Origin of the sequence: Pseudoalteromonas rubra (assembly GCF_005887095.1) — a bacterium.
Classification (GTDB): Bacteria; Pseudomonadota; Gammaproteobacteria; order Enterobacterales; family Alteromonadaceae; genus Pseudoalteromonas; species Pseudoalteromonas rubra_E.
In genome coordinates this window covers 15,971-33,874 of record NZ_PNCI01000033.1, presented here as the reverse complement: position 1 = coordinate 33,874, position 17,904 = coordinate 15,971, and the positions used below count along the sequence as shown (strand labels likewise).

Sequence of the window (17,904 nt, the reverse complement as noted above, 5' to 3'; positions counted from 1 at the left end):
CTATTCTTTCCATATCCGCAATGCTGTAAACTGCAGCCCCATTTCTGTGGGCAGGCTGATTATTAAATCGCAATGTGCGTAATTAAGAGGGGTGTACGCCTGAATTAAACATCTTTCAAGTGCAATTGGGCTCCTATCCGGGCCAAGAGATAACAAGGTATTTGTAACTTATGATCCCATTTGTGGTGTTGATCACGGTTTTGGTATGTTTTATCAACTACGGGCTTTGGCCTTTAGCAATCTCTGTGCTGGGTTATCTGGTATCAGAGCAACCATCGGAGGCGATGGTCCTGATGTTGTTTTGGTTAACCATGGTATTTATCCAGTTTGTAGCAATGTGGCACATTGCGAAAAGAAAGCCCAGAGGGCGTAATTTCTTTTTTTATACCGTGTGGGTCTGTGTTTTTGTGCAGAGTGCTGACTTATTATTGGGTACAGAGGACGCCTTACCTGTCTGGGATTTAGTCGATTTGTTTATCTATCCGGCAGCAGCAATGTGGATACTGTATGCCAGCGACGTCAAAGAGTATTTTGACAAGTAAAACGTAACACAATGAGTAATAATATGAGTAAATGTGGTAAATGTGACAGCGATATCTCTTTTATGTCGGTATTAAATACGCCGAATCCATTCAAGCTAAAATGCAGCAGCTGTAAAGCTCCGATTTCTCTGAGTCTGGTGAGTGCTGGTATTGTTGCGAGCATCATACTGGCGGTGATAAGCACCATCCTGATATATTTTTATGGTTCTGAAGGGTACTGGATTAAGGTGGTGTTACCTACTGTTTTAGCTGCAGAAGGTCTTTATTTCGCCGCTATCCGAATGGGGCTTGTAAAAGTCAAGCCAGAAAAAGCAGCATAAAAAATGGGAGCCGGCAGCTCCCATTTTTTTATGTGGAATTAGTTCAATTCGATCTTGTAAGTTGGCACGGCACTGACTCGCTGGCTCAGGCGCCCGAGCAGGATCCACCAGGCAAATAAGGCGCCAAGCATCAGCGCAATCCACATTACGGCCGAGGCCGGTGCCGTGCTCAGCTGTCCTATCTGGTAGACCAGGGTCGCCAGTATATAGGCAATTGAGGTTGTCCAGCCAATGACTACCCACATCCACTGACTGCCAGACTCGCGTTTAATGGCGCCCAGTACTGCAACACAGGGGGTATAAAGCAGGATCAATACCAGGTAGGCAAACGCACCGAGCTGGCCATTGAACTGAGCAGCCATGACAGTCAATAGCTCATTGCCAGCGTCACCGCCTTCTTCAACGGCCCCCAGACCTAATGGGTCACCAAGGTTGTAAAGCAAATCTACCGAGTTGTCCCATAGTGTCATAGCCGCTTGGTATGCAGAGTTGCTAAGAGACCATGTTTGTGGTTCTTCCGGTGCACCGACATACAAGGCGTCCATCGTGCCGACAATGGCCTCTTTGGCGAACAGACCTGTCACGATCCCAACGGTTGCAGGCCAGTTGTCTTCTTCTATACCCAAAGGTGCAAACACAGGTGTCACCACTTGTGCGGCCTTAGACAGCATAGAAGCTTCGCTGTTTTCATGGCCAAAGCTGCCGTCCGTACCGATAGAATTGATCATACTCAGCAGCGCAACGACAAATACTATGGTTTTGCCGGCACGGGTAATAAAGCTCCGTAAACGCTGCCAGGTGGTCATCATCAGGTTACGCCACACCGGTAGGTGGTAGGCGGGCATCTCAATAAAAGAGGGCACTTTTTCCTGTTTGAACACCCGTTTTCTGAACAGATAGCCAGAACCCACAGCAACCACAATGCCAAACAAGTACAGTGCAAAGACAATATTGGCCCCATTGACCGGGAAAAATGCCGCGGCAAACAAGGCATATACCGTCAAGCGAGCGCCACAGGACATAAAAGGGGCCATAATTACCGTAAGGAGGCGATCCGACTCTCGGCTCATTGTGCGCGCGCTCATCACGGCAGGGACGTTACAACCAAAGCCCACAATCAGCGGCACAAACGCATTGCCCGGCAAACCAATGGATGACATCAGACGGTCAATAACAAAAGCAGCACGCGACAGATAGCCACTGTCTTCAAGAATGGACAAACAGAAATATAGCACTGCAATGACAGGAATAAAGGTCGCGACCAGTTGTAAACCGGCGCCAAAGCCGTCACCCAGGATCACTCCAAGCCATTCAGGCGCCCCCAGGCTGGTCAGTAGCAGTTTCGTCCCGTCGATAAAGATGGCACCAATCAGAATATCGAAAAAATCGATAAAGACGGCCCCGAAATTGACGGCAATGGTGAACATCAGGTACATCATAAACAAGAAAATAGGCACGCCCAGCCAACGATTTAGTACCAGTTTGTCGAGCCGGGTGGTGAAATCAGAGCGCGTCTGCGACATGATACTGACGCCGTTACTGAGCTTTTTGACGCTTTGATACCGTTTTACAGTGTCTTCGCGGTTGCTGTCTGAGTTCGCGACTGGCTGCCTGCTTTTTGCCGGTTTATCTGATGCAAGGTGGTGAGTCAAGGCATCGGTCAGTGCCTGCATTCCCTCGCCTGTTGAGCCCACCATAGCGATAACGGGTACACCCAGGCGTTGTGACAACAACGCGAAGTCAAGCTCTTTACCTTGCTGGCGAGCGACATCAGTCATGTTAGCAACCACAATCACAGGCGTTCCTGTTTCCTGCATTTGGGTGGTCAGGACGAGGTTGCGTTCGAGGTTGGCACAGTCGACAACATTGACTATCAGGTCGGCGTCCCGGGAGCGGATATAGTCAATGGCAATCTGCTCATCCTGGCCCGGATCAATCTGAGCCATACTGTACAGGCCCGGTAAGTCAATTAGCTCAACCTGCTGACTTTGTAATGTCAGCTCGCCACTTTTGCGTTCAACCGTGACGCCTGGCCAGTTCCCCACTTTTTGCCTGGCGCCGGTAAGGCGGTTAAATAGGGTGGTTTTACCACAGTTGGGGTTACCAACGAGGGCGATTCTCACGTGACCTTACTCCTTTAAATTAGCGGTTCAGTTGGATAAAGCGTGCATCCGTTTTGCGGATACTGATATAGGTGTTACCTACTTTGGTCTGAATAGGACAACCCAGTGGAGCGACATTGAGCACTGTGATTTCTTCACCCGGGATCAGGCCCAGCGCCATCACTCGGCTGATCAGGGCTGCATCCGGATGATCAATATCCGCAATGGTTGCTTTGTCATTTGGTTTTAAATCTGCAAGTGTCATAGAGATAATGCAAACCTTGATAAGAATTATTTATTATTAGAGCGCTATGGTACCGCAACTTAATTGTCATAAACAAGCTAACGAGGAGAAAGTTCGACACTATCAAGTAATTAATAAAGCTAAATTTTTTAAATAGTTACGTGTTTTAAAATGATGTCATCTGGGGGGGTTGAGTGCTACACACTATTTGCACATTGTTTGCCATCTCTTTGCACATTGTTTCGCTAGTGTGTAAATCAGGCCGAACAGCAACGGAGACAGGCAATGAAGTTAACGAACGAATTCAGCTACCCAGGCACACTTAAAATACTGGCACTTATGATGAGTGCCACCGTGCTCAGTGCCTGTGGCTCAGGAGAAAGTCAGAATACGCAGTCAGCGGCTACTGATCAGAGCACAACGAACCAAAGTAATGACAGTACTGAATCAAATGGCGATGATAGCGGGTCTGATCCGAGTGATACCAGTGACGAGGGTGATCAAGTATCAAACAACCCAGATGAAACAAACACGCTACCTGGCTGGATCTTGAGCTCAGAGGCAGAATCAGCCGCAGTTATGCTGGATGGTTCGGGACAGCCTGCGCAGGTTAACGTGCAGGCTGTCAGCACCATTGAGCAGTCGGGCCAAGGTTATACCGTGGTTACGGCGTCTGGTATGCCGGATTACCAGGTTGTCATCGACGAGGCGGTATTGACAAGCTTGTCTTCACGGCCCAGAGCCAATTCCGATTTTGCCACAGGTTCGCCCGCTGTGGCGATTGGCGATGTGGTAGAGTTTGGTCAGGATATAGGGTACAACAGCAACACCAGTTGTGCACTAGATGCGGGACAGGGTTACTGGCCGCCGGGTCCGGTATGCCCTGAAGTGATGGACAAAACGGGTACCTTTCCAAACCAGCCAACACAGACTAGCGAAACCTGCGAGACGGGCTTAGGGTCGGTAGGTTTTTGGGTTAACGGGACCTCTGTGTATAACTGGGGGGATGGACAGAGCTATAACAACGAAGGAGCTTGGCAGACACTGGCACCGGTTGCAGAGCAATATGATGTTGATGTGTGCGGCGGCCATGCTGCACAGGGTGACTATCATCACCACTATTACTCGTCGTGCCTGGCCGATATGGTAGGGGACACTGGTATAGGTCACTCTCCTATTTATGGTTATGCCGCGGATGGGTATGCGATTTATGGCCCCTGGGAGGCGCAAGGGCAACTGGCAATCAGTAGTTGGGAAGTCCGGGACTATAGCGCCAGTGAAGCGACGATGCCCGAAGCTGTGTGCTGAATGACCAATATGATGTCAGCCAGGGCACCCGTACTGTTTCCAGCGGACCCGGTTTTTCTGCTGTGGTGAGCACGCTGTCCAACAATGAGCTGGTTGCTGAAAACGGCTACTTTAAAGAAGATTTCTATTGGAATACAGCGTTGACCGTTCAGGGCGGTAATTATCTGGACCAATATAATGGTCACAGTGATGCTGAGCGTGGCTATCACTATCACGTCACAGCCCGCGAAGAGAATGGCAAACTGATACCGGCATTTCCTTATACGGTAGGCGATAGATTTGCCGGAGAGCTGCAAAGTAATGCGCTAACCAGTTGCGGTGGCAGACTACCTGGTGGTCCGGGTCGGGGATAGGGGCAAATCAATGAAAATATTCGCACTGATCATTGCTGCATGCCTGTGTGTTAGCAGCACGGTGGCGTTAGCTGATACCGCCATTCATCAACATAAAAGCCTGGAAATTAAGCAGCAAAGCCAGTTACCCAGGGTATCTCTGACGGTTGTGCGTGACCAAACAGATGGTCTGAATCTGACAATTGGCATTGCCAACTATGTGCTAAATTCGCCTGCCGAGGCGGAGCGTAAACAGCAAACTCTGACCGGTCATGCTCATCTGTTTATCAATGGGGAGAAAAAAATGCGTGTCTATGGTCAAGATGTACACTTGCCGGCCAGCTGGTTTCAGGAAGGGGTCAATCAGATTGCGGTATCGCTAAACAGCCATCAGCACGAGAACTGGACCTGGAAAGGCAATACCGTCATGGGGTCGGTGTTTGTTAATTTGGCTGAGCCTGATCTGGTATTGCACCAGTTTTCTTCTCAGCCATTGCTCAGCCATCACCACCATTAATACGCAGCGCTGGCCACTGTGTTGTGGCCAGCCTTTAAAAGGCCTCTTTGAGTAAGTTAAGCATATCCTCGACCGACAGCTTGCCAGCCTGCTCGTTGCCTGCCAGCAATTGATCCGCCAGGTCTCGTTTGTGCTGGTGCAGCGCGACTATTTTCTCTTCTATGGTGTTCTTGGCGATGAGGCGATAGATAGTCACCGGACGTTGCTGACCCATGCGATGAGCCCTGTCAGATGCCTGTGCTTCGACAGCCGGGTTCCACCAGGGATCCATATGGATCACATAGTCGGCAGCGGTGAGGTTCAAGCCTGAGCCTCCGGCTTTTAGGCTGATCAAAAACACTTCGCCATTACCACGCTGAAACGCATTAACGCGCTCCTGACGTTGTGTGGCAGGTGTACTACCATCCAGGTACTGATAAGCTATTGCACGTTCTTCAAGGAGTGTTTTAATGATCTGAAGGTGACCCACAAACTGGCTGAAAATGAGCGCCTTATGGTTATTTTGCCGTAATTCATCGAGCAGCTCACCCAGTGCATCCAGCTTACTGCTGGGCAGCGTGCTTTCTGCCATGACCAGTTTAGGGTGACAGCAGGCCTGGCGGAGCTTAGTCAGCTCTGCCAGCATTTTTATTCGCTGTTCCGCTGTTGAGCTGGTGCTGGCAGATTCGGTGATCTGATCGATGGCATGCTGTCGTAGCGCTTCATAAAAATTCATCTCATCATCGCTGAGCGAGACAGTCAGATTGATTTCGGTTTTTTCTGGCAGCTCAGTGAGAACCTGGCTTTTCAGGCGCCGCAGAATAAAGGGCTTTACCAACTGCTTTAGGCTTTGACGCGCTTTATGTGCCGCGAGCTTGTCTTGTTCGGCATTTTCCATGGGCTGTGAAAAACGGGCATTAAAGCGCTTCAGATTGCCGAGTAATCCGGGGTTTATGAAACGAAACAGTGACCACAATTCGGTCAGGTTGTTTTCTATTGGGGTGCCTGTGGTGATCATCTTAAATTCGCCCTTGAGAGCACAAGCTGCCACAGTGCGTTTGGCCAGCGGGTTTTTCAGCGCCTGCGCCTCATCGGCGATGATGGTATGCCATTGCTTGGCTTTTAACAGTTCAGCCTGACGCTGCAACAGACCATAACTGATCACTACGCAATCAAATGGGCCTGCCTGAGTTAACAACTGCTCGCGCTCTTGCGCACTGTTATGATCGCTAAACAGCATCATGTTTAAAGCAGGTGCAAACTTACTCGCTTCCTGTTGCCAGTTAAAACACACAGAAGTTGGCGCGATGATCAGGGTTGGCCCTTCACTGGCGCGTGCCAGGATCACGGCCAGAGCTTGTAAGGTTTTGCCCAGTCCCATGTCATCGGCCAGGCAGGCTCCGGCCCCCCAGTGAGCCAGGCGCATCGCCCAATCGAATCCCGCCAGCTGGTAATCGCGCAGTTGCGCCTGCAAGGTGGGAGGAACGGTGAGTGTCAGTGCATTGGCTTGGTACATTTTTTTGCTTTGTTCTTCCCAGGCTGGCAGAGTTTTCATGCGCATGCCTGCGGTGGCTTCGGCCACCTGACCACTGGCAAGCGGGTGGAATTGACCCTCATCGGTTACCGTATCAAGCTGGGCGAGTTGATTACGCAAGTCTTGAGACAGTGCCAAAATTTGTTCACCGTCCAGGCTGACAAAGCGGCCATGGCTGGTGGCCATCAAACTTAACAGTTTTTTCAGCTCAATGACCTGTGCATCATCGACCTTAAGCTCTCCGGTCACGTCAAACCACTGATTCTGTTTGCTCATGGCCAGGGCTAGATGTTGGGACTCAAGTGGTTTGCTGAGACGGAATTTCTTCCCTCTTGGCCAGCGCAGTCTTAATGTCAATTCATTCACAGGCTTTGCAACACATTGCTCGAGCTGTTCCAAGGCTTCCAGCGCCATTTCCAGGTCGTCCAGTTGCAGTCGATTGTCGGACATAGCCAGGAATGCCGGGCAGTGTTCATCCAGCAACTCCAGCCAGCATTGCTCCTGGGCTAAGTTGCGCTGAGTGGCTACCCGTTTGTTATCAATTTCTGTTGTCAAATTGGGACTGCCAATGCCTGGATGCAACATCGGACCCTGATCGCCAAATGGCATACTGACACAATGAAACTCCAAACCGCCCTGGTAGGGGGTGATGTTGACCACCAGCTCTTCGGCTGGCTCCACTGTGCTTAGTCCGGTTTCTACCCCTTCGAGATCGGATTGAATATTCAGTAAAGGGGCAATAGCTGTGATACTTTCGAGCAGCTTGGGTTTGGCGGCTTTGGGTACCACCAACCCGCTCTCACCGATGATCTCTGCCACTTGCAAGTGCTGACGTGTGAACAGGGTAAACCCATAGCGATGCCCCTGAAGTGAATAGAAGGCGTATTCGTCCTGTCTGGCATGTTCATCCAGCTGCATCCGGTAGTCTATACCTTGAGGCAGGTTAGGGATCGACATCATCAGCTCATCGCCGTTATCGCTGATCTGAAGCTCAGCCGGATATTCGGTCAGTTCAATTTCTGTATTTAAATCCTCGCCCAGATACAGGTTTTGAGCGCCCGCCGCTGCGCTTAGCGCACTTGCGCCTTCGAGCTCAAATGTGCGTCCACCATAGTAGCTGTGGTTTTCATATACCCGAATGGCCGCAATGATCTCTTTATCCTTGTCGCTCAGGTATTCAAAGCTTTCGGGCTCGTCGATTAACCTCTTCAGCGCGACATTGCGGCCCTTGCTCCAGCCTTGTTTCCCCAGTTTTTGCTCCCGAGGCTTCAGGGTGAGGTCAAATCGTGATTGCTCAAGCTGCCAGATGAGTCGATGGCTCTGTGGTGATTTATCCTCAGTGGCTGCGTGATTTGGTGCCAGGTTTTGCAGCTTTTCCAGTGCCAGTTCCCAGCCGCTTTTTTGTTCTATCAGATTGGCGAAGTTGAGCACCAATCGCTGAGGTAGGCTGGGGACCGGAGACTGATGGAGCAGCAAAAGATCCGCCCCCATACTGGCAAACAAAGGTTGCTGCATTGTGCTGAAAGTCGTACAAGCCTCGCTGAGGCGATTAAGCCTGGCTGCTTGTGCGCGGGCACCCGTCCACTGTGTAGCAAGGGCAATCAGTAACTGTAGCAGGGCAAAATCAAAGGGCTGCGTATTCCTGAGTACTTCATAATCTTGATATTGCTCGCTGAATGTCTGAGCGTCATCGAGGCACGCGGCAAGATACTCCAGTAAGTTCAGGATGGCGTAGTTAAATGTGGGTGCTTTTTTATCCGCAGCTTCGGCCCGAGCCAACTGGCGCACTGTTTTAAACAGCTGGGGCTGACCCTGGCAGGCCTCGACCAGAACGGTCAGTTTATGAAACAGACCTGGCAGGCCACCCAGATATTGCTGTTTGCGTCGGGCCAGTTTGTTTTTGGCCACGATGGCTTGTTCAAATAATGCATGTGCGGTTTGCTGCTCGCCAGAGCACATGGCCACAATGGCACGTAACTGCAATGCATAGCAGCTGGTGTCGTTGCCAAGACTGGCGATACATTGATCCAACTGTGCACGATACAGATATTGCTCGGCCAGTAAGCAGTGCAGCAGTTGATTGTCAGGCTGACGCTGACAAAGCTGCTCTATCAGCTTGAGCGCGGCAAAATTATTCTGACAGTCACTTTGTAAGGAATGAACTAATGTGGCACACGCCTGATATAGTAGCAGCGGCGGTAGCTCAGCCAGACGGTCGGCGTCTGCCGGAAAAAACAGCGTATCGACTAACACCTGGTTGGTGTAATGATCCAAGTATTGCGGATTCTTGTGAAACGACAGCAGGTCCGCGGCTTTGTCATATTGGCCAAGCATGAGCAGGTCGCGGATAAATCGCTGTTCGTCCGAAAAATCACGTTCCCATTCATACAGATTAATTATAGGCACGACTTGTTCGGCGTAATTCAAAGTGCTCATAAAGCGATCTTCACGCAACGCGTTGTGACACAAAGAGGCTTCAATGAGCGGCTGCACCCTGAGGCCCTTTTGATTGCTGATCAACAACCCGGCTTCTGCCAGAGTGGTTCTTTGTTCTGGTAGCATACCCTGACTGAGCGCGGCTAAGTCGTGAACCTGTGCTTCAACCAATAACTTTAGCAAACGTTTTAGTTTACTTATTGCGACTGGTTTGCCGATCAATGCCAGGACCTCCAGCATGATCTGTTGTTCTTTAGGCAGCTGCGCGTAGCGTGTCAGGAGTTCTGTTATTTGTGTCTGACTGAAAGGGGTATAGTGCATGCTCATGGACCTTACCAGGTCGTGCTCCGCAAGTTATTGTTAATTGCGAAGCAAAGTAGCAGATGCGAGGTACGCGCTCAAGTCAAACCAGCCAAAGATAAAGTATAATACAGCTGCGAGCTGCTATTTGGCGACTGAGTCTGGCAAAGTACAAAGCCCGCTTTTTCCAGCACTTTTATTGAAGCGGGGTTATCGGCTGCAACGCCGGCGTTGAGTCTGGCATCAGGCTGGATTTCTCGCAGGTGAGTCACCAGCCCCTGTAGTAGCTCACTGGCATAACCCTGACCCCAGTGTGCTTCGCCTATCAAATAGCCAAGTTGTATCGTATTGGTTGAAAAGTACAACATTGTCAGGCCGAGGCACTGTGCTTGTTTATCTCGCACCAGCAACAGGTCACAGTGTGTGAGTTTGTCCTTTATCCAATCAATAAGCTGAGCCGAAGTTTGTGGGCAGTGTTGCCAGTCTTCGGGTAAAAAGTGCACCGTATTCGGTGTCAGCAAGTGTATTAACTGATTTGACTGTGCCGGGCTGAGCTCGTTGACCAGTAAGGATGCGGGGATGACCTCTAACCTGGCCGTACTGAATTCAAGCTTTGTCATGAACTTGCTCCTTTGTGTTGACTTGCGCTTCTGACATGCCTGCTTTAAATGCCTGAGTGAGCTCGTGCCCTTTTATTGCCGGTAATGCGAGTGCTTTCAGAGCCAGGCTGCCAATCATGATCAGTAACGCCGTGACCAGCGCATCCAGACCCATACCGATCATTGTACCAGCCAGACCAAATGACTCGGTTAAAGTGGTCAGCTCAGGCAAAGTATAGACTCCAGTGAGCAGTTGTAAGATTAAGGCAGCCCAGAAACCAAAGCAGTACGGGCAATGCCAGACTGAATACAAATAGGCCAGTGGTGCCGGCAAACGCTTCACCAAAGCGTTGAACCAGGTACCCCAGTCGGGTAACTTTTCCCACACAAGTACATGAATAGACAGCCCCATCAAAACGAGTGATAAAGTCATGCGTGCCTCCTTAAAATCGGTGTATTGTTTTATCTGTGTCTATTATTCTCAATAAAGCTAACTGGTGTTATTGTTGGGTTTTTGATTTAATCGGCTTATTTTAAGATTGCGGGTGAAATTAAGATGACTAATCATGTTGCAGCCTGTGGTCAGATGAAAGTGGCCAGGCTGGCACAAGAGCCGCATGGCACACACAGCGAGAGTGTTTTAAGTTTTATTCGTTCAGGCTCACTGGATATGTTACATGGGGAGACTTTTACCGCCACGCAGGGCATGTTTGTGCTGGTGCCCGGCGGGATGCCACATACTTTATTGTCGGGGTCCGACTTACATGTTCACTGGATGAGCTTTTGCCCTGATTGCCTGGGGCTTGAACCCGATGCCACTTTATTGCAACCTTTTCAGCAGGTGCGCCTGGGTGCTTTACCTGCATTGACCTTGTCAGGTGAGCGCGTCGAATTTGTTCAGACTTTATATCAGGAGTTTGAACTGGCGTTGCAGCAGGCATTGCCACTGGAGGTCATGAAGAGCTTTGTATTTTTGCTGCTGCACGAAGTGTCACTGGCGCAACAACCCGTTAGCTGGCGTGCGGGCATGCATCCTAAAGTGGTCGCGGCACTGTCCTACATAGAGAGTCAGGGGTTGCAGCCGGTTTCTTTGCAGGGGGTGGCCGACGCGGTGTTCGTGAGTGCCCCTTATCTGGCCACTCTATTTAAACGAGAAACGGGTTATTCAGTCGGACAATGGCTCACAAAAAAGCGGCTTGGTGAAGCCTGTAATCGCCTCATGCATACGCATACCCCGATTGCGACCTTGGTTGAAGAGCTTGGTTGGTCAGACACCACTCATTTTATTCGTCAGTTTAAGGCTGCCTATGGGGTGACGCCTGCGCTGTGGCGCAGACAGCACAGTCTGAAACAAGCGCGTTAATGATATGTACTGTTTGTGTGTAAAAAACATACAGACTTGAGAGGGTTAAATTACTGATCTTAAGCTTCAAATCCATTTCATAAAGCACAGACGCATGATAAGTTAGTCATAACATGTTAACGGGTATTTATTTGTGCGCCTGCTATAATTGCAATCGGGACCGAAAAAAACCGGTCTAGGTTGAGCCGAAGAATCACAGTAATAGGTAAATGCACTTTGTTTAAGGAAATTGAAGACCTGAGCGAGAGTCTGGTGTTGATTGTTGAAGACTCAATGCTGACGCAAAAAGTCATCTCGTGCTTTTTAGAGGGGATTTGTTCGGTACATATGGTGACATCTGGCGAAAAGGCAATTGAGTTTTGCCGTGCTACACCGCCAGACCTGATCCTGATGGATTGGGTATTGGAAGGTATGTCTGGAGTCGAAGCCTGCAAACAGCTACAGGAAATGGAAGGGCTGTCTGATATTCCCATTATTTTTGTGACCTCCAATATCAGTGAGCAACAGCAAGACTTGTGCTGGGATGCTGGCGCGGTTGACTTCATTCCTAAACCCATCGTAGCCAAGACTCTGATTAACAGGGTTAAAACTCATTTAAAATACAAACAGCAGGCCGATACGCTCAAGCGCTATTCGTATTACGATGGCCTGACAAAAGTATTCAACCGGCGCTTTTTTGATATGGAAGGAGCGCGTCAGTTCAAACAGAGCGTTCGTCAGCAACACACTTGCTCTGTGGTGATGCTGGATATCGATCACTTTAAGAAGTTTAATGATCGATATGGTCACCTTAATGGGGATGATGCCCTCAAAGCCGTTGCCAGTGCGATTGATGGCCAGATACGCAGACCAATGGATGGGGTATATCGCTACGGTGGCGAGGAGTTTGCCATCTTACTACCAGACACAGAGCCTGACGGGGCGAAACAGCTTGCCGATCAATTTGTTGATGCCGTCAAAGCGCTGGACATTGTCCATGAAGATTCGGAGTTTGGGGTGGTTACTATCAGTGCGGGTGTTGCGAGCAATAATCGGGGTGAGCACTATCAGGATTTAGCGCAGCTGATTGCTGCGGCGGATGAAGCGCTCTACAACGCAAAACACCAGGGCCGGAATCAGGCCTGTGTGGCGGAAAAAAAGGGCGCTTAGGCCCTTTTCAATTGACTGCCAGTACTACGGCTTAACCCGCCATGTTATACAGCAGTGCAGAGACAGCTAAGAGGCCGACTATCAGGATAAAATAGGTGCCAAGATGGTGACGGTACTTTTGTAGCGTCGGTACCTTAAAAATAGCAATGGTTGGCATGATAAAGAGGATCATGGCAATAATGGGTCCTGAGATGGCACCCATCATATCCAGAATACTGGGGTTCATCACCGCACATACCCAAATGGCGATAAACATCAGGCCCACACCCAGTTTATCTATCAAACCCACAGATAAAGATGACTGCTTGCTCAGCAGACCGTTAAAGCTCTCGCGTGCCCCCAGAAAGTGGCCAAGGAAGGATGAGGTAATGGCAATAAAGGCGACCAGTGGACCCAGCATGGCAATAAACGGATTGTCATACACATTGGCAAGATAAGATAAAACAGACACGTTGGCTTCTTTGGCTTCGCGCATTTGCTCGGGGCTCAGTGACAATACACACGAAAAGACAAAGAGCAGCACGAAGACAATCAGCATGAGCGAAGTATTACGCAGAATGGCTTCAGCTTTGTGTGTGGCACTGTGTGCATAATGACGGCGCTGGGCATTGGCAAAGCTTGAAATGGCCGCAGCATGGCTGAATGAAAAGACAATAATTGGCACAGACAACCACAGCGTTTCACTCAGGGTGGCGATGTCCGGCGTTGCCACAACGGGTGCTTGCCAGTGTGGGATCAGATACAGTGACAGCAAAAGCAGGATGGCAACCAGTGGGTAGACCAGTAACGCAAATGCACGTAGTAACAGCTTTTCACCACCCAGCATAATGGCAATCGTGCCCGCAACCAGCAGGCCGGAAAGTAACACTCTGGGAGGCGATGCCATCTCCAGCTGATTCACCATGAAGCTGTCTACGGTGTTGGTCAGACCAACACCGTAAATCAACAGAATTGGGAAGATTGAAAAGAAGTACAGCAGTGAGATTAAGCGGCCAGATGCTGCGCCAAAATGCTCTTCAACGACGTCGGTAAAATCACTATCTTTATGCCCGGAAGACAGAACGAACCGTGCCAGTCCTCGGTGAGCCAGGTAGGTCATGGGAAAGGCCAGTATTGCCATGATCATTAGTGGCCAGAACCCACCGATACCAATATTGATAGGCAGAAATAAAATACCGGCGCCGACAGCGGTACCAAACAGGCTCAGAACCCAGTTGGTGTCATGTTGTGTCCAGCGACCCCGACTACTTTGGCTTTCCCTATCAGCGAGTGCTGCTGCAGAGAGCCCTTCTGGGGTATTACTCATACTTGTTGTCCTATGATTAGAATTATATGCGCGCGGATGATATAAAAAATACGGCAGATATGCATGTTTTCATCGGTACTCAGTCTGTACGTGAGCAAATACTTAGCAAGGCTGGTTGAATACTAGCCATATGGCCAGGGGCAATGATACGTAGCACCACGATATTTGACTTTGTAACTTTAAAAGGTACGAACGGGGTCGGAAAATAAGCTAGTATCATAATACAGAACATAGTATTTTAGTCTCTATATCATGCCCAGTTATCAAATACCGTCATGCGTCGTGCAGTTAATCTGATTGGGCTAGCAAGGTAAATCACGCTATGGAAATAATTAATCTTGATCCGCATCACCCGGAAGTGTCGCAGTTACTGAGAGACATAGATGCGTTGATGAATACATTGTACCCACCAAGCAGTAACCAGCTGATCCCTGCGGATGAGCTAGCTGCACCGGATGTCTATTTTGTTGGGGCCAGAACAGAACAAGCGCTGATGGGTTGTGGGGCATTGGTGCCAAAAACCGATGAGGCTGGCGAGCTGGCGTGTTATGGGGAGCTCAAACGCGTGTATGTGCAGCCGCCATATCGAGGTTTAGGTGTATCCAAACAGATTATGCAGTCACTCATTGGGTATGCCAGACAATGCGGATTCAAGGTACTCAGGCTTGAAACAGGGATCCGGCAAACCGAAGCTATTGGGCTTTATACGTCATTGGGATTTATTGAACGAGAGGCGTTTGGCTGTTACGAGCCCGATCCGCTGAGCGTTTATATGGAGCTAAACCTTTCATAAGTGCATATTTCTTTGCGGTGTTGAGTGACATTTTTGCTATACTCCCGCGACGAATTTTTTGAGCTTTACACAATTATGTCCTTTGAATCTCTCGCCATTGCGCCGACCCTTTTAGACGGGCTTGCGGCGCTCGACTTTATCGAGCCGACGCCTGTTCAGGCACAAAGTATTCCCTTAGTTTTGGCAGGTCATGATCTACTGGCATGTGCACAAACGGGTACAGGTAAAACCGCGGCGTTTATGTTGCCAATAATGACACAGCTGATAAGCAAACCGGCTAAAGGTGTCCGCGCTTTGGTACTGGCCCCTACTCGTGAACTCGCTCAGCAGGTGGCGCAGCATGCCAATGCTTATGCAGCTCACAACGAGTTGGTGACTGTTTGTCTGCATGGTGGAGCCAACATTGGGCCTCAGGAGAAAGCACTGAGAGAGGGTGCTGATATTGTGGTTGCCACACCCGGACGGCTGTTGGATCATTTGATCAAAGGCACATTAACGCTATCAGCGATAGAGTATCTGGTATTCGACGAAGCGGATCGAATGCTTGATATGGGATTTATGGGTGAAATACGTCGTATTATGCGCAAGATGCCATCTGAGCGGCAAACTTTACTGTTTTCAGCGACGGTTGATGAGGCCATTTTTAATCAGGTCAAAGACTGGTTGAAAGAACCCAAACGAATAGGCATAGAAGCTCAGAACCAAACCGCAGCTAAGGTCGAGCAAATCTTCTATGCGGTGGATGAAGAACGCAAACGTGAGCTGATCGCTCATCTGATTGGCAAGCAAAACTGGCATCAGGTGCTCATTTTTACACGCACCAAAAAGCAAGCTGATGACTACGCGAAAGAGTTAAATAAGGATGGTCTGAAGACGCAGTCTATCCACGGCGATAAGTCTCAGGGGGCCCGGAATAAAGCGCTTGCACAATTTAAAGACGGCGAAATTAGAGTACTGGTTGCAACCGATGTGGCGGCGCGTGGTATTGATATTCAGCAACTGAATTACGTTATCAATGCGGAGCTACCCTATGTGGCTGAAGACTATGTACACCGTATAGGTCGTACTGGCAGGGCAGGAGAAGCGGGGACAGCGATTTCATTGGTCAGCATTGATGAGCAATGGTTACTGGAAGAGATCGAAGTGCTGCTGGATGAGCGCCTTACGCCTCAGTGGTTAAGCGGTTATGAACCTGATCTGACCCGTGAGCCTAAAAATGAGCGACAAAACTCAGCCAAATCTCGCCGTCAACGTGATAAAAAGCGCGTACTGGGTCAGCGTGGTAAGCGTCGACGTTAATTTATAACGATAACGTATACGGAACTCTTATAAAGGTAAGGTAATGACACAAGCGCAGTGGCATATTCATCAGGGGAGCATTGAAGACATGCTGGTGGTTGAGCAGCAGATCCCTGAGTTTTCAAACCCCAAGACTCGGGAGGACATCCTTCAGAGGCTGGCTGGGCGCAAATATCTGGCGTTAGTCGCCAGCTGTGATGGTCAGCCGGTTGCCTATAAACTCGGTTATGAGCAGGCTGCGCAACAGTTTTATAGCTGGCTTGGGGCTGTGATACCAGCTTGTCGTGGCAAGGGAGTGGCACGCGCACTATTGCTTGAGCAGGAGCACTGGTGCCGTGAACAGGGCTTCAGTCACATTGAAGTTAAGACGATGAACCGCTTTAAAACCATGATGCAGATGCTGGTAAGCCATGACTATCATATAGCGGAGCTGACTCATCCAGCAACGCCGACAGACACATTGCTGGATGTTCAGATCCGATTTCGCAAGGCGCTTTAACGCACGCGCGTATCAAAGTATTGATTGAGCCCTAAGGCTGCAAAAATAATTGCACTGCCCAGTCCCAAAGTGACCAGATCCGCAGTGCGATTCCAGATCAGGATATTTACCAGGATCCCCGCGGGGATCAATACATTGTTCATTACCGCCAGCGCCCCGACCGATACCAAAGTGACACCTTTGTTCCAAACAAAATAGCCCAGTGCAGATGCAATAACGCCCAGGTAAATCAGGATCCCCCATTGCTGTGGGGTTGCTGGCAGCCGGCTCAGATCGCCAAACAAAGCAAAACTCAGCAAAGAGACGAGTAACGCGCCAAGAAAGAAAAAACCAAAACTTTGATGATGCACCAACGTGTGTTGCTCAGCAAGGCGCTTGTAAAGGACCTGACCCAGTGCAAAACACAGGTTGGCGCCCTGAACGATGATAAAGCCCAGCCAGAAGTCAGGGTTAGGCGTAGTGAGGCGGATCACGACAGCGCCAAGTGTGGCCAGCAGTGCAACCATTAGGTAGCGGGCATTGAAACGCCGTGCAAACAAATCATTGAGTAAAGTGATGTACACCGGCGTCATAACGGTAAATAAAAGTACTTCGGGCACGGACAGGAATAAAAAAGCATGGTAATAGAAACCATACATAGCACCTATCTGGATAGCGCCGATTGCCATTAATCTGAATATCACAGGGCGGGCGGTTTGCTGCCAGCTAATAAACGGCAAGAAAACCAGAGTCGCCAGTGCAATACGACTGAGTGCCGCAAACCACAAGTCAACGGAACCTGCCAGATAGACGCCGATCAGGCTGAATGAAAATGCCCACACCAGGGTGATAAAAATCAAGTGATACATATCAGGTAAGTTACTCAGTGTAGCAAGGATGTGCGGGATCATACCGCAGCAGGAGTTGATTAATCTAATGAAAACAGCGAATAACAGAAACTAGGTGACTGTTGGCCAGCCGCTTAACGCAACTTTGATTAAGTTCGGTGCAACTTGTTTGAGCAAGTAAAGATTGAATCATCGAAAATAGCGAACTAAAAGCGCGTTATAATATGATTTTATTTTATAAGTATCGAGTTACAATGATTTTGTTTTCACATTTATCCCTTCATGATTACCCATGATGTGTATTAAGGCCGCTTTATGCGGCCTTTTTTTTGTCAGCATTTTCTGCTGCGTTGCATCTGAAACCCTAAAAATAGTTTTTATGCTGCAGGTGTCCCACTGTTTTCTTCCAGCAGGAAAAGGTGCCTCTACAGTTCCATTAAAAGTAATACGGCTTC

Annotated in this window: 17 protein-coding genes; 10 read left to right on the top strand and 7 right to left on the bottom strand. The window is 49.4% G+C overall.

The genetic code is table 11. From position 1 onward, the window contains the following. The first annotated feature begins 170 nt into the window (after positions 1-170). Both CWB99_RS14500 and CWB99_RS14495 read left to right on the top strand, forming a co-directional pair. Positions 171-542: a hypothetical protein gene (locus CWB99_RS14500; protein WP_138552925.1), complete on the top strand. Its 372-nt coding sequence runs from the start codon at positions 171-173 to the stop codon at positions 540-542. 23 nt (positions 543-565) lie between these two features. Then, complete coding sequence (locus tag CWB99_RS14495; RefSeq protein WP_138686212.1) at positions 566-862, top strand: hypothetical protein; 297 nt, start codon at positions 566-568, stop codon at positions 860-862. A 38-nt stretch (positions 863-900) separates the two neighbouring features. Here CWB99_RS14495 and feoB read toward each other — a convergent pair whose 3' ends face one another. Beyond that, a complete protein-coding gene (feoB, locus tag CWB99_RS14490) occupies positions 901-2,985 on the bottom strand; it encodes a ferrous iron transport protein B (RefSeq protein ID WP_138552927.1) in 2,085 nt (694 codons plus the stop codon). Between the two features lie 19 nt (positions 2,986-3,004). Continuing rightward, on the bottom strand, positions 3,005-3,229 hold the full coding sequence (locus tag CWB99_RS14485; protein WP_138552928.1) for a FeoA family protein: 225 nt from the start codon (positions 3,227-3,229) through the stop codon (positions 3,005-3,007). Between the two features lie 264 nt (positions 3,230-3,493). Between CWB99_RS14485 and CWB99_RS14480 the strand changes: the two genes are divergently transcribed. Genes CWB99_RS14480 through CWB99_RS14475 form a run of 3 tightly spaced genes read left to right on the top strand, consistent with a single transcriptional unit; the run spans position 3,494 to position 5,365 of the window. Continuing rightward, positions 3,494-4,516 (top strand): YHYH protein, encoded by a 1,023-nt coding sequence (locus tag CWB99_RS14480; protein WP_249331931.1) that lies wholly within the window; start codon positions 3,494-3,496, stop codon positions 4,514-4,516. Further along, complete coding sequence (locus tag CWB99_RS24615) at positions 4,510-4,869, top strand: hypothetical protein (RefSeq protein WP_249331929.1); 360 nt, start codon at positions 4,510-4,512, stop codon at positions 4,867-4,869. The genes CWB99_RS14480 and CWB99_RS24615 overlap by 7 nt, the downstream gene beginning before the upstream one ends. 10 nt (positions 4,870-4,879) lie before the next feature. After that, the gene (locus tag CWB99_RS14475) at positions 4,880-5,365 is read left to right on the top strand and encodes a hypothetical protein (protein WP_138552929.1); all 486 of its coding nucleotides are present in this window, start codon (positions 4,880-4,882) and stop codon (positions 5,363-5,365) included. A 34-nt stretch (positions 5,366-5,399) separates the two neighbouring features. On the opposite strand, the gene CWB99_RS14470 is transcribed toward CWB99_RS14475, so the two are convergent. From CWB99_RS14470 to CWB99_RS14460, 3 genes are all read right to left on the bottom strand, one after another. Then, positions 5,400-9,635: a DEAD/DEAH box helicase gene (locus CWB99_RS14470; RefSeq protein ID WP_138552930.1), complete on the bottom strand. Its 4,236-nt coding sequence runs from the start codon at positions 9,633-9,635 to the stop codon at positions 5,400-5,402. 77 nt (positions 9,636-9,712) lie between these two features. Beyond that, positions 9,713-10,234, bottom strand: coding sequence for a GNAT family N-acetyltransferase (locus CWB99_RS14465; protein WP_138552931.1), 522 nt, complete (start codon positions 10,232-10,234; stop codon positions 9,713-9,715). Continuing rightward, the gene (locus CWB99_RS14460; protein WP_138552932.1) at positions 10,221-10,646 is read right to left on the bottom strand and encodes a hypothetical protein; all 426 of its coding nucleotides are present in this window, start codon (positions 10,644-10,646) and stop codon (positions 10,221-10,223) included. Before CWB99_RS14460 ends, CWB99_RS14465 begins: the two co-directional genes overlap by 14 nt. Before the next feature lie 123 nt (positions 10,647-10,769). On the opposite strand from CWB99_RS14460, the gene CWB99_RS14455 reads away from it, so the two are divergent. Further along, complete coding sequence (locus tag CWB99_RS14455) at positions 10,770-11,576, top strand: helix-turn-helix transcriptional regulator (RefSeq protein ID WP_138552933.1); 807 nt, start codon at positions 10,770-10,772, stop codon at positions 11,574-11,576. A 216-nt stretch (positions 11,577-11,792) separates the two neighbouring features. Next, positions 11,793-12,725 (top strand): GGDEF domain-containing response regulator, encoded by a 933-nt coding sequence (locus tag CWB99_RS14450; protein WP_138552934.1) that lies wholly within the window; start codon positions 11,793-11,795, stop codon positions 12,723-12,725. A gap of 31 nt (positions 12,726-12,756) precedes the next feature. Here the strand turns inward: CWB99_RS14450 and CWB99_RS14445 are convergent, their stop codons facing one another. Next, positions 12,757-14,031 (bottom strand): aromatic amino acid transport family protein, encoded by a 1,275-nt coding sequence (locus CWB99_RS14445; protein WP_138552935.1) that lies wholly within the window; start codon positions 14,029-14,031, stop codon positions 12,757-12,759. Between the two features lie 322 nt (positions 14,032-14,353). Here CWB99_RS14445 and CWB99_RS14440 point away from each other — a divergent pair, with 322 nt between their 5' ends. The 3 genes from CWB99_RS14440 to CWB99_RS14430 all read left to right on the top strand — a co-directional run bounded on the left by CWB99_RS14440 (position 14,354) and on the right by CWB99_RS14430 (position 16,622). Then, positions 14,354-14,824, top strand: coding sequence for a GNAT family N-acetyltransferase (locus CWB99_RS14440; protein ID WP_138552936.1), 471 nt, complete (start codon positions 14,354-14,356; stop codon positions 14,822-14,824). Positions 14,825-14,899: 75 nt separating this feature from the next. Further along, complete coding sequence (locus CWB99_RS14435) at positions 14,900-16,123, top strand: DEAD/DEAH box helicase (protein WP_138552937.1); 1,224 nt, start codon at positions 14,900-14,902, stop codon at positions 16,121-16,123. 43 nt (positions 16,124-16,166) lie between these two features. Then, entirely contained in the window at positions 16,167-16,622 is a 456-nt protein-coding gene (locus CWB99_RS14430; RefSeq protein WP_138552938.1) for a GNAT family N-acetyltransferase, read from the top strand. Here the strand turns inward: CWB99_RS14430 and CWB99_RS14425 are convergent. Then, positions 16,619-17,470 (bottom strand): EamA family transporter, encoded by an 852-nt coding sequence (locus CWB99_RS14425; RefSeq protein ID WP_138552952.1) that lies wholly within the window; start codon positions 17,468-17,470, stop codon positions 16,619-16,621. The genes CWB99_RS14430 and CWB99_RS14425 overlap by 4 nt on opposite strands. Positions 17,471-17,904 lie beyond the last annotated feature (434 nt).